Below are 11,391 nucleotides of genomic sequence, written 5' to 3'. Positions count from 1 at the left end.
ACGAACGTGGTCAACTCCGCGGGGAGGTCGCCCTGCTGCATCAAAAGCCTCGCGTGTGGGGAATTCGAGTGAGCGCATAGTAACGCGCTCATTGCGCTGCGGAACGGCCGTTCACGACATCCGACATTCAGGTGATTGCCCGAACCTGACGGGCACTAGACTCAGGCCATCCCGAAGTCTCCTGCTAAGGACCGCATGCATGTCTGGCTACGACCGTGTAGTACAACCGGCCGCCGGTGACGAGGCCCTGGAGAACCACCTCGGTGGCGACGAGGGCAAGAACTACCGGCAGTACGAGTTCGACATGGTCGCACCGCACGTGGGCCGTTCCCTGCTGGAGATCGGCTCCGGCCTCGGCCACTTCGCCGAGCTCTTCCGCCCGCGCCTCGACCGGCTCGTCGTCAGCGACTTCGACCCCTACTGCGTCGAGCAGCTGCGCAAGCGCTTCGCCGACAACGCCGACGTGTCCGTCCTGCAGTTCGGGCTCCCGACCGACATCCCGCTCGAGGACAAGGTCGACACCGTCGTGATGATGAACGTGCTGGAGCACATCGAGGACGACGCCGAGGCCCTGCGCTCCCTCGCCCGCGTCACCCTGCCCGGCGGTCGCATCGTCATCTGGGTGCCCGGCTACATGCAGCTCTACGGCGACTTCGACCGCAAGGTCGGCCACGTCCAGCGCTACACCCCCGCCACCCTGCGCGCCACCGTCGCCAAGGCGGGGCTCGACATCGACGTGCTCAAGCCGATCAACTTCCTCGGCGGCATCGCCTGGTGGCTGGCCGTACGCCGCGGCGGGGTCGGCTATCCCGACCCTCGCCTGGTCAAGATCTACGACCGCACGGTGGTGCCCGTCACCCGGTTCATCGAGCGCTTCATCAGGCCGCCCTTCGGCCAGACCGTCTTCTGCGTCGCCCGCGTCCCGCACAAGTAACCGATGAGTTTCCGGCGGCGCCGGAGTCCGTACCAACCATGCGGAAGCTGATAGCGACAGTCTTCAACTACTCCCTCGACGGGCTGCTCGCCGACGAGGACACCGAGTTCTGGAAGTTCTGCTTCGACCTGCCCGAAAACCGCGAGCCCGACGACGCGGGGCAGCTCGAATTCCTCCGGAACGCCCACGCCCACGTCATGGGACGCACCGCCTACGAGGGCATCGCCCCGGCGATGACGACGGCCACCGACCACCCGTTCTCCGAGATCATGACCTCCGGGCGCAAGGTCGTCTTCTCACGCACCCTCAAGACCGCCGGCTGGGCCAACACCACGATCGCCTCCGGTGACACGACCGAGGAGATCGACAAGCTCAGGACGGGCGGCGAAGGACACATCGTCGTCTGGGGCGGCGTCACGCTCTGGCGATCGCTGATGCGGCTCGACCTGATCGACGAGCTGCACGTGAGCATGTTCCCGTACGTGGCGGGCGAGGGCACGCGACTGTTCGACGGGGTTCCGCGGTCGTACGCGCTCGAGCTCATGTCCAGCGAGGGCTCCAGGAGCGGGATCGTGGAGCTGAGGTATCGTCGGCCCCGATGACGCGGTGGATGTTGCTCGACGAGTACACCGGCGATGACGAGTTCGTGGTGGGGGTCTGCCATGAGATCGAAGGGCTCTTCGCCGACCCCGAACCGGTGCCCCCGCCCGAGACGTTCACGCTCCTCGGCTGCGCGCCCGCGGGGCCACTGCGCGAGGCGATGGACGGGATCGGCACGGAGCGGGCCTGGCTGGCGGACATCGGGCTGACGCCTGTCCACCGGGGCCCGCGGCCCGCCAAGTGCCTCTTCTGGGACGACGACGGATGCTATTGCGTGGAGGAACTCGTCGACGTCACCGTGGTCGGGCGGCGCCCGTCCGCGCTCCAGGAGGGCCTGGTCGATCTCGACCTCAGCGGACACGTCCGGCTGCTTCCCGAGCACGGGCTTCCCGAGGTGAAGCCGGACGCGACGAGGTTTCGCCTGGACTCCTTCAGCAACGAGTGGATGGGTGACTGCTTGGACGTCGCCGGAGTGTTCCGGCGACGTCCGGCGGCGCCCGCCCGGCCCATGACCCTGATCGGGTTCCTGCCCGAGGCGTCGCAGGGGATCGTCGAGGGGAGCAAGGTCACGGCCACCATCCTGAGCATCCAGCGCGGCCTCTTACCGTCAGGCGGAACAGCCCGACAAGCCCGCCGGAACGACCTATCACCTCGACGGCCGGTTCATCACCGACATCGACGCCTTTTTCTGCGCACTGGGAGAGGCGGTCAACGGCCCCGGCGGCTACTTCGGCTCGGACCTCGACGGCCTCTACTACTGCCTCATGGGCAGGTGGGGCGCCGCCAACCCGTTTCACCTGGTCTGGCACGACTCGCACGTAGCACGCCGCCATCTGGTCGGCTACGACCGCCCCGAGCACCGGTTGCGCGACTGGGGGCCGGCCGTCACTGTCGACGACCTCCTGCGTCTCTTCGCCGAGGCCGGCATCACGGTCACCTGCCCGGACGGTCGACCCGGTAGATGAAATGCAGCAACGCGTCGATCGGGTTGTCCGGCTCCAGGTCCCCTTCCCCCACCCGCCGCATCCCCGCCTTCTCCAGTGCCCTCCACGACGCGATGTTCGCCGCCGACACGGGCACCACCACGCACGTGGCGTCCGGCAGTTCGTTCCAGGTGCGTTCCAGGATGGCGCCGATCATCGACGTGCCCAGTCCGTGGCCGACGCGGGCGGGGTCGCCGATCAGGTAGTCGATCTGCACGGCACCCTCCGGCACGTCGACGATCTCCTTCAGCGGCTCCAGCTCCTCCGGGTAGTCGGCGAGCCGGGATCGTTGCACGAGCCCGAGCGGGTCATGGTCGAGGAAGACGAGCAGGTCCTCTCCTGGCTCCTCGCCTCGCACCGAGGGGCCGAAGTCGCGCAGGACCGCCTCCATGGAGGTCTCGTGGTTCCACCACCGCGCCACGTGGGGCTGTTCCAGCCAGCTCTTGAGCAGGGGTAGGTCGTCGTGGGCGAGCCTGCGCCAGGTGATCATCGGGTGGCTCCTCTGGAGAGGTGGCGGCGGTAGTAGCGGGACTGGCGGTCGCGGTGGCCGCAGGACGGGTGGCACCAGCGCCGGCGCGGTTGTGCCTTGACGAAGAACATCGAGCAGCCGGGCCCCTGGCAGCGGCGCAGGTCGCCGGAGCCGGGTCCGGTGAGGAGTTCGATGCAGCAGGCGGCGATGCGGCCGAGCACGGCCGCGGGCCCTGCTGCGGTGTCCTGGAGTTGTGCGGCCGGGCCGCCGGGCGGCCAGGTCAGACTCAGGTAGGTGGGGGCGGCGGCCGCGTAGGCGTTGAGCCGCTGCACGAGGTCTGGTTCCGGGGTGCGGTCCTGGGTGGCGGCGCTCAGCAGGGCGTGGACGGTGTCGCGCAGTGTCCGGACCTCGTCGGCGTGGCGGCCCATCTCGGGATGCCGCGCGGCGCCCATGACCTGGGTGAACCACTCATCGATCCATGCCGCGCTCTGCAGGTAGTCGGTCTGCTCGCCGATGCCGTACAGGGTGTTGGCGAACTCGACGGGCAGCGGCTCGCTGCCGAGGATCGGGAACTCCACGTCCATCACGAGACTGACGGTATCACTAGTAGGTAAACGTCAGCATCTGGTCACCAACCTGCCCCGAGCCCTAGGGTTCGCGACATGTTCGGAATCGTGCGCCCTTGTCGCCACCGCCTGTGCGGTGGTCTCCACCAGGCGTGGATGGCGCATCTGTGCGGCCTGTGCCTGACCCTGCGCGACGAGCACGGGCACCTGGCGCGGCTGGTCACCAACTACGACGGCCTGCTGGTCTCGGTGCTGACGGAGGCGCAGAGCCCGCCGTCGGCTCCCCATCGCAAGGCTCTGGCCTGCGCGTTGAGGGGGTTCAGGGGCGCCGAGGTGGTGTCGGCCCGCTCGGAGGGCGCGCGGCTGGCGGCGGCGGTGTCGCTGGTGCTGGCCGCCACGAAGATCCGCGATCACATCGACGACGGCGACTTCCGCAACCGGCTGGTGTCGGGCGTCTCCGGCAGGATCGCGCGGAGCTGGGCGGAGCGCGGGGCGCACACCGCGGCGGGCGTGCGGTTCGACAGCACGGTGCTCACGGACGCCGTCGGCCGGCAGGCGCTGCTGGAAGCGCGGCCGAGCACGCTGCTGGAGCTGACCGAGCCCGCCGAGACCGCGGTGGCCGCCGCCTTCGGGCACACGGCTGTCCTGACCGACAAGCCCGGCAACGAGCTCCCGCTGACCGAGATCGGGCGGCGCTTCGGCCGTGTCGTGCACCTGCTCGACGCCGCGGAAGACCTGGTGGAGGACCGGAGACGAGGGGCCTTCAACCCTCTCGACGCCACCGGCACCTCACTGGTCCGTACCAGGCAGCTGTGCGAGGAGGCCCACCACGGCATCACCCTCGCCTTCGCCGACCTGGACCTCGTCGACGGCGCCCTGGCCAGGGCGCTGCTGGTCGACGAGGTCGGCCGGGCGATCCAGCGCACCTTCTCCGTGGGCGTGAGCCGCGGCCACAGGGCGGACAGGAGGCAGCGCAAGGGCAGGTGCCGCGACCACTGCGACTGCAGTTGCGACTGCGACTGCACGGTCTGCTGCAAGTGCGGGCGTGGCGGGGGCGACGGCTGCTCCTGCGATGGCTGCTGCTGCGACTGCTGAGCCAGGAAGACGGGTGAGTCCGCCTCTCCCGGGCAGGTGCCTCTGCGTTCGTCTTCACGGAGGCAGAACCGCGGCGTAACGTCGGCGGGAGGCGGGAGGCAGCCATGAGCGACTATGCCAAGGCGAGAGAGCTCGGTGAGCAGGCCCGGGAGAAGGAGTGGCGACGGCCGAGTTTCGCCAAGCAGCTGTTCCTGGGCGATTTCCAGCTGGACCTGGTCCACCCGGTCCCCGCGCTGCCCGAGGAGGCGGCCAAACGGGGTGAGGAGTTCGTCAGGGCGGTCCGCAGGTTCCTCGACACCAAGGTGGATCCGGCGGAGATCGAGCGCACGGCCGTCATCCCCGATTCCGTCGTCAAGGGCCTGGCCGAGCTGGGCGCCTTCGGCATCACGATCAGCGAGGAGTACGGCGGTCTCGGCCTGCCGTACCTGTACTACTGCCGGGCCCTGATGCTGGTCGGCTCCTACAGCCCGGCCATCGCGACGCTGCTGTCGGCGCACCAGTCGATCGGCGTGCCGCAGCCGCTGAAGTTGTTCGGCACGGAGGAGCAGAAGCGCGAGTTCCTGCCGAGGTGCGCGCGCGGCGAGATCTCGGCCTTCCTGCTGACCGAGCCCGACGTCGGCTCGGATCCGGCGCGGCTGTCGACGACGGCGACGAGGGACGGCGACGACTACGTCCTCGACGGGGTGAAGTTGTGGACGACCAACGGTGTCGTGGCCGACCTGCTGGTGGTCATGGCCAGGACCGGCAGGAAGATCAGCGCTTTCATCGTCGAGGCCTCCAGTGAGGGCATCACCGTCAAGCGGCGCAACCAGTTCATGGGCCTGCGCGGCATCGAGAACGGCGTCACCGAGTTCTCGCAGGTCAGGGTGCCGGCGCGAAACCTGGTCGGCAAGGAGGGCGACGGTCTGCGCATCGCTCTGACGACGCTCAACACCGGCCGGCTGAGCCTGCCCGCGACCTGCGCGGGCGGCGCCAAGTGGGCCGTCAAGATCGCCCGCGAGTGGAGTACGGCACGCGTCCAGTGGGGCAGGAGGGTGGGCGAGCACGAGGCGGTCGCCAAGAAGATCGCCTTCATCGCGGCCACGGCCTACGCCCTGGAAGCGGTCATGGAGCTGACCGCGAGGATGGCCGACGACCAGAGCACCGACATCCGCATCGAGGCGGCGCTGGCCAAGCTGTACGCCAGCGAGATGGCCTGGCAGTCGGTCGACGAGCTGGTCCAGATCAGGGGCGGCCGCGGCTACGAGACCGCGGAGTCGCTGGCCGCGCGCGGCGAGCGAGGGGTTCCCGCCGAGCAGATCCTGCGCGACCTGCGCATCAACCGCATCTTCGAAGGCAGCTCCGAGATCATGAAGCTGCTGATCACCAGGGAGGCGGTCGACGCCCACCTGACCGCCGCCGGCGAGCTGATCAAGCCGGACGCCACCAGGCAGGAGCGCGCCGCAGCACTGAAGCGGGCGAGCGCCTTCTACGCGAAGTGGCTGCCGGGCCTGGTCGCGGGGGCGGGCAACCTGCCCACCGGCTACGGCGATTTCGGCCCGCTCGCCCAGCACCTGCGTTTCGTCGAGCGCACCAGCCGCAAGCTCGCGCGTTCGACCTTCTACGGCATGAGCCGCTGGCAGGGTGGCCTGGAGCACAAGCAGGGCTTCCTGGGCCGCGTCATCGACATCGGCGCGGAGTTGTTCGCGATGACCGCGGTCTGCGTCAAGGCGGAGGAGGACTCCCGCGATCTCGGGCGCAAGCCGTACGAGCTGGCCGACACCTTCTGCCGCCAGGCCAGGGGGCGGGTCGACGCGCTGTTCTCGCAGCTGTGGGACAACAGCGACAGCCAGGACGTCAGGCTGGCGAAATACGTGCTGGAGGGCAGGTACACGTTCCTGGAGGAGGGCATTCTCGATCCTTCCGTGGACGGCCCGTGGATCGGTTCACCGTCGGGCGGTGAAAACGTCAGACGCCCCATTTCGTGACTTGCCGGTCTAGACCGGCTTTGCTCTTCCGTTTTCAAACCGATATGCACCGGTATAGACCGGACCTCAAATACCGGCCTACGCTGACGCAAACGCGTGGAGCTGTCGCTCTGTCGCACCCCCAATCCTGGGCGGGGTCCCCAACTGGTATGGACCACCCGCCCGACGAGAAGGCGGTTCAGACGGTGAACAAGAAGTTTGTGGGCGGGGCCGTACTGGCCGTCGCCACCATGCTCACCCTCGCCAGCTGCGGCTCCGGTTCCAGCACCGGGACTCAGGGCGGCGGCGAGACCAAGGCCGCCGAAGGCGGTCAGGTGACGTTGAAGATGGTCGCCGCCGACTACGGCGACGGCCCCGGAGCGGCCAACTCCGGCGAGGGCTTCTGGAAGAGCGTCGTCGACGAGTTCCAGAAGGCCAATCCGAACATCAAGGTCGAGGTCCAGGTCATCAACTGGAACGACATCGACAAGCAGGTCGCGACGATGGTCCAGAACGGCCAGCCGCCGGACATCCTGCAGACCGGCGACTACTCCGGCTTCGTCAAGGACGGCCTGCTGCACAAGGTCGAGGAGATCGTCTCCCCGAACGTCCAGCAGGACCTGCTGACCAAGTTCGCCGACTTCGGCAAGGTCGACGGCACCTCCTACGGCCTGCCGTTCGTCTCCTCGGCCCGCGCCCTGTTCTACAACAAGGAGCTGTTCGAGAAGGCCGGCATCACCGAGGCGCCCAAGACCTGGGACGAGCTCAAGGCCGCGGCCGAGAAGCTCAAGGCCTCCGGTGTCTCGCAGCCCTTCGGCCTTCCGCTGGGCCAGGAGGAGGCACAGGGCGAGTCGTTCCTGTGGATGCTCGGCAACGGCGGCGGCTACAAGGACGCCTCCGGCAAGTGGGCGATCAACTCCGCCCAGAACGTCGAGACCTTCCAGTACATCAAGGGCCTGGTCGACGCCGGCCTGACCACCCCGAACCCCGGCACCAAGGACCGCAAGACGGTCTGGGAGGACTTCGCCGCGGGCAAGGTGGGCATGGCCAACGGCGGCCCCATGTCGATCCCGATCTTCGACAAGGGCGCCGTGAAGGACAAGTACGGCGTCGTGGCGATCCCTGGCAAGACCGGCCCGCTCGACACGACCCTGGGCGTCATGGACTGGATCATGGCGTTCAACAAGAACAACCACGGCGAAGAGATCAAGAAGTTCTTCGACTTCTTCTACACCGGCCCCGCCGCCGAGAAGATCGTGGACCTCTACAAGCTGCTGCCCGTCACCAACGGCGGCATCCAGAAGCTGTCGGGCGACGAGAAGCTCAAGCCCTTCCTCGATGCGCTGCCCAACGCCAGCTTCTACCCGTTCCAGGACCCGAAGTGGTCCGACGTGAACACCCAGATCAAGCAGACCATCGGCGGCGCCGTGAGCGGCGACCCGGCGGCGGTCCTCGGTGAGCTCCAGAAGGTCGCTGAGGCCGGCTGATCTTGATCGTCGTACGGCGGAGCTTGGCACGACAAGCTCCGCCGTACCCCTATGGAGGGTGACATGAAGAAGTGGGAGCCCCTCGCCTGGGTGGGGCCGGCGGTCCTGCTGATCGCCGCGGTGGTGATCTGGCCGGTCGTGGAGATGATCCGGTCGTCGTTCCTGGAGATCAGCCGGTTCGGCGTCGTGCGTGGTTCGGCGGGCACCGCCAACTACGTCAAGCTGTTCGGCGAGCGGGTCTTCGGTGACGTCATGGTTCGCAGCGTGATCTGGGTGGTGGCGGTCGTCGCCCTCACCGTGCTGATCTCGCTGGCCCTGGCGCAGTTGTTCAACCAGAAGTTCCCCGGCCGCAAGGTGGCCAGGTGGGCGCTGATCGCGCCGTGGGCGGCCTCCGTGCTGATGACGGCGATCGTCTTCCGCTGGATGCTGGACCCCGAGGTCGGCATCATCAACGTGATCCGCTGGGATCTGGGCACGTTCGTCCAGAACACGTTCGGCATCGAGCCGAGCTCGCTGGGCCTGCTCAGCGCGATGGGCGGGGAGGCGGCCGACCAGCTCGGCCACGCCTCGACATCGTTCCCGTGGCTGATCTTCGTGGCGGTCTTCGTCTCCGTCCCGTTCACGACCTACGCGCTCCTCGCCGGGCTGGCGACGATCCCCGCCGACGTCTACGAGGCGGCCAGGATGGACGGCGCGGGCAAGTTCCGCACGTACTGGTCGATCACCCTGCCGCTGCTGCGCCCGGCACTCACGGTCGCGGCGCTGATCAACGTGATGAACGTCTTCAACAGCTTCCCGATCATCTGGGCGATGACCAAGGGCGGCCCGGAGTACGACACCACCACCACGACGATCTTCATGTACATCCTCAAGGGCGCCAACATCGGCGAGTCCGCCGCGATGTCGGTGGTCAACTTCGGCATGGTGATCGTGCTCACCCTCATCTTCCTCAGGGTCTCGCGCTGGAAGCAGGAGGTGGCCTGATGGCGACCCAGACCGCCCCCGCCCCGGTTCGTCACCGGCACGTCTCCACCCACCGGCGCAGAAGCCGCGGCATGCCCAGGCTGAAGACGACGGTCATCGCGGCAGCGGCCTACCTGATCGGGTTCTTCTTCCTCTTCCCGTACCTGGTGATGATCCTCATCTCGCTGCGGCCGCAGACCGAGCTGCGCAGCGCGGTGTGGTTCCCCGAGCGGTTCGACTTCTCGGCCATCACCGGCTTCTGGAGCACCGGCCTGGCGCACAACCTGACCGTCTCGCTCCAGGTCGCCGCCGGGTCGACGATCCTGGTGCTGCTGGTGGCGCTGCCCGCGGCCTACTACACCGCCAGGCACAACTTCAGGGGACGCAACCTCTTCCTGGTCCTGGTGCTGGTCACCCAGATGTTCCAGCCGACCGCCATGGTCGTCGGCATCTACCGCGAGTTCTTCACCTTCGGCATGGTCGACTCGGTGATCTCGCTGATCCTCGTCAACGGCGGCTTCAACCTCGCCTTCGCGGTGTGGATCCTCAACGCCTACTTCTCCTCCATCCCGCGCGAGCTGGAGGAGGCGGCCTTCATCGACGGCAACGGCCGGTTCGGCGCGCTCTTCCGGGTGACGCTGCCGCTGGCCATGCCGGGGGTCATCACCGCGCTGATCTTCACCTTCATCGCGGCGTGGAACGAGTTCGTCGTGGCCCTCACCCTGGCCACCTCGCCGGAGAACCAGCCGCTGCCGGTGGCCCTGCAGTCCTACATGGGGCAGTACTCCGTGAACTGGCAGGAGCTGTTCGCCGGCTCGGTGATCGCCACCATCCCGGTGATCATCCTGTTCGCGCTCATCGAGCGGAAGGTGGTGGGCGGCCTCACCGCCGGCTCCATCAAATAAATGCGTTGCGGCTCGGTCCGGCGAGCTCCTAACGTGTACGGCATGCGCATTTACCTGTGATTCGTCAGCAGCCCAGTCCGTTCCGAACTCACCAGGTAGAGGAGATCTCGCATGCGCGTCCGCGCCATTGGCAAGAAGAAGCAGCTTCCCGGTCAGATCCACCCCTCGCTGCCGAGGATGCCGCAGCGGCCCATCGCGCCGCCGCGCCGCATCCCGCCGAAGGGTCGATGACCACACCTGGGAACCCCGCCTCGTCCGACGAGGCGGGGTTCCGCTTTTCCCGCTAGAGCCTTTCGATGATCGTGACGTTGGCCTGGCCGCCGCCCTCGCACATGGTCTGCAGGCCGTACCTGCCGCCCGTGCGCTCGAGCTCGTGCAGCAGCTTGGTCATCAGGATCGCGCCGGTGCCGCCCAGCGGGTGGCCCAGGGCGATCGCGCCGCCGTTGGGGTTGACCTTGGCCGGGTCGGCGCCGAGCTCCTTGATCCACGCCAGCGGGACCGGGGCGAACGCCTCGTTGATCTCGGTGACGTCGATGTCGTCGATCGACAGTCCGGCCTTCTTGAGCGCCAGCTGGGTCGCCGGGATCGGCGCGGTCAGCATGTAGACCGGGTCGTCGCCGATCAGGGCGAGCTGGGTGATGCGGGCGCGCGGGGTCAGGTTGTGCGCCTTGACCGCCGCCTCGGAGGCGATCAGGACCGCGCCCGAGCCGTCGGAGATCTGGCTGGAGGTGGCGGCGGTGATGACGCCGTCCTCCTTCAGCGTCTTGAGCGAGGCCAGCTTCTCCAGGGTGGAGTCGGGCCGCGGGCCCTCGTCGTCCTCGACGCCGTTGATCGGGGCGATCTGGTCCTTGAAGTAGCCGTTGGCGATCGCCTTGGCGGCGCGCTGGTGGCTCTCGTAGGCGAACTTCTCCAGGTCCTCGCGGGACAGGTCCCACTTCTTGCACATCAGCTCCGCGCCGCGGAACTGCGAGATCTCCTGCTTGCCGTACCGGTCGACCCATCCCTGTCCGAACGGGAAGGGCATGCCCTTCTCCAGAGCGGCGGTGATGGACGAGCCCATCGGGACGATGCTCATGGACTCCACGCCGGCGGCGACCACCAGGTCCTGGGTGCCCGACATGACACCCTGCGCGGCGAAGTGGATGGACTGCTGCGAAGAGCCGCACTGCCGGTCGATGGTCACGCCGGCGGTGGTCTCCGGCAGCCCGGCCGACAGCCACGCGTTGCGCGCGATGTCCATGCTCTGCGGGCCGAACTGCATGACACAGCCCATGATCACGTCTTCGACGGCGGCGGGGTCGACACCCGTGCGCTCGATGAGTGCCTTCAGCGTGTGGGCGGCCAGGTCGGTGGGGTGGACCGTGGACAGCCCGCCCTTCTTCTTGCCGACCGGGGTACGGACCGCCCCGACGATGTACGCCTCTGCCACGATGCCTCCAGAGC

At 68.0% G+C, this 11,391-nt stretch carries 11 protein-coding genes; 8 read left to right on the top strand and 3 right to left on the bottom strand.

Features of this window, described 5'->3' with window-relative positions:
- The first annotated feature begins 199 nt into the window (after positions 1 to 199).
- From HNR30_RS42170 to HNR30_RS42160, 3 genes are all read left to right on the top strand, one after another.
- Positions 200 to 934, top strand: a complete 735-nt coding sequence (locus tag HNR30_RS42170) for a class I SAM-dependent methyltransferase (RefSeq protein ID WP_181615828.1) — start codon at positions 200 to 202, stop codon at positions 932 to 934.
- A 38-nt stretch (positions 935 to 972) separates the two neighbouring features.
- Positions 973 to 1,536 (top strand): dihydrofolate reductase family protein, encoded by a 564-nt coding sequence (locus tag HNR30_RS42165; RefSeq protein WP_181615827.1) that lies wholly within the window; start codon positions 973 to 975, stop codon positions 1,534 to 1,536.
- Between the two features lie 663 nt (positions 1,537 to 2,199).
- Entirely contained in the window at positions 2,200 to 2,499 is a 300-nt protein-coding gene (locus HNR30_RS42160; RefSeq protein WP_181616013.1) for a barstar family protein, read from the top strand.
- Here HNR30_RS42160 and HNR30_RS42155 read toward each other — a convergent pair.
- Positions 2,468 to 3,007: a GNAT family N-acetyltransferase gene (locus HNR30_RS42155; RefSeq protein WP_181615826.1), complete on the bottom strand. Its 540-nt coding sequence runs from the start codon at positions 3,005 to 3,007 to the stop codon at positions 2,468 to 2,470. The genes HNR30_RS42160 and HNR30_RS42155 overlap by 32 nt on opposite strands.
- Complete coding sequence (locus HNR30_RS42150) at positions 3,004 to 3,570, bottom strand: CGNR zinc finger domain-containing protein (RefSeq protein WP_246380218.1); 567 nt, start codon at positions 3,568 to 3,570, stop codon at positions 3,004 to 3,006. Before HNR30_RS42150 ends, HNR30_RS42155 begins: the two co-directional genes overlap by 4 nt.
- A 78-nt stretch (positions 3,571 to 3,648) precedes the next feature.
- Here HNR30_RS42150 and HNR30_RS42145 point away from each other — a divergent pair, with 78 nt between their 5' ends.
- From HNR30_RS42145 to HNR30_RS42125, 5 genes are all read left to right on the top strand, one after another.
- A complete protein-coding gene (locus HNR30_RS42145) occupies positions 3,649 to 4,647 on the top strand; it encodes a DUF5685 family protein (protein ID WP_181615824.1) in 999 nt (332 codons plus the stop codon).
- A gap of 104 nt (positions 4,648 to 4,751) precedes the next feature.
- Positions 4,752 to 6,614 (top strand): acyl-CoA dehydrogenase family protein, encoded by a 1,863-nt coding sequence (locus HNR30_RS42140; RefSeq protein ID WP_181615823.1) that lies wholly within the window; start codon positions 4,752 to 4,754, stop codon positions 6,612 to 6,614.
- 185 nt (positions 6,615 to 6,799) lie between these two features.
- Entirely contained in the window at positions 6,800 to 8,080 is a 1,281-nt protein-coding gene (locus HNR30_RS42135) for an extracellular solute-binding protein (RefSeq protein ID WP_312895033.1), read from the top strand.
- 63 nt (positions 8,081 to 8,143) lie between these two features.
- Positions 8,144 to 9,064: a carbohydrate ABC transporter permease gene (locus HNR30_RS42130; protein WP_181615822.1), complete on the top strand. Its 921-nt coding sequence runs from the start codon at positions 8,144 to 8,146 to the stop codon at positions 9,062 to 9,064.
- Positions 9,064 to 9,948 (top strand): carbohydrate ABC transporter permease, encoded by an 885-nt coding sequence (locus HNR30_RS42125; RefSeq protein ID WP_181615821.1) that lies wholly within the window; start codon positions 9,064 to 9,066, stop codon positions 9,946 to 9,948. The genes HNR30_RS42130 and HNR30_RS42125 overlap by 1 nt, the downstream gene beginning before the upstream one ends.
- A gap of 283 nt (positions 9,949 to 10,231) precedes the next feature.
- Here HNR30_RS42125 and HNR30_RS42120 read toward each other — a convergent pair whose 3' ends face one another.
- Positions 10,232 to 11,377 (bottom strand): acetyl-CoA C-acetyltransferase, encoded by a 1,146-nt coding sequence (locus HNR30_RS42120; protein WP_181615820.1) that lies wholly within the window; start codon positions 11,375 to 11,377, stop codon positions 10,232 to 10,234.
- Positions 11,378 to 11,391 lie beyond the last annotated feature (14 nt).

Source organism: Nonomuraea soli, from assembly GCF_013761175.1.
Lineage (GTDB): Bacteria > Actinomycetota > Actinomycetes > Streptosporangiales > Streptosporangiaceae > Nonomuraea > Nonomuraea soli.
Note: the sequence above shows the minus strand (reverse complement) of the source record. Positions and strands in the feature narration are given on the sequence as shown.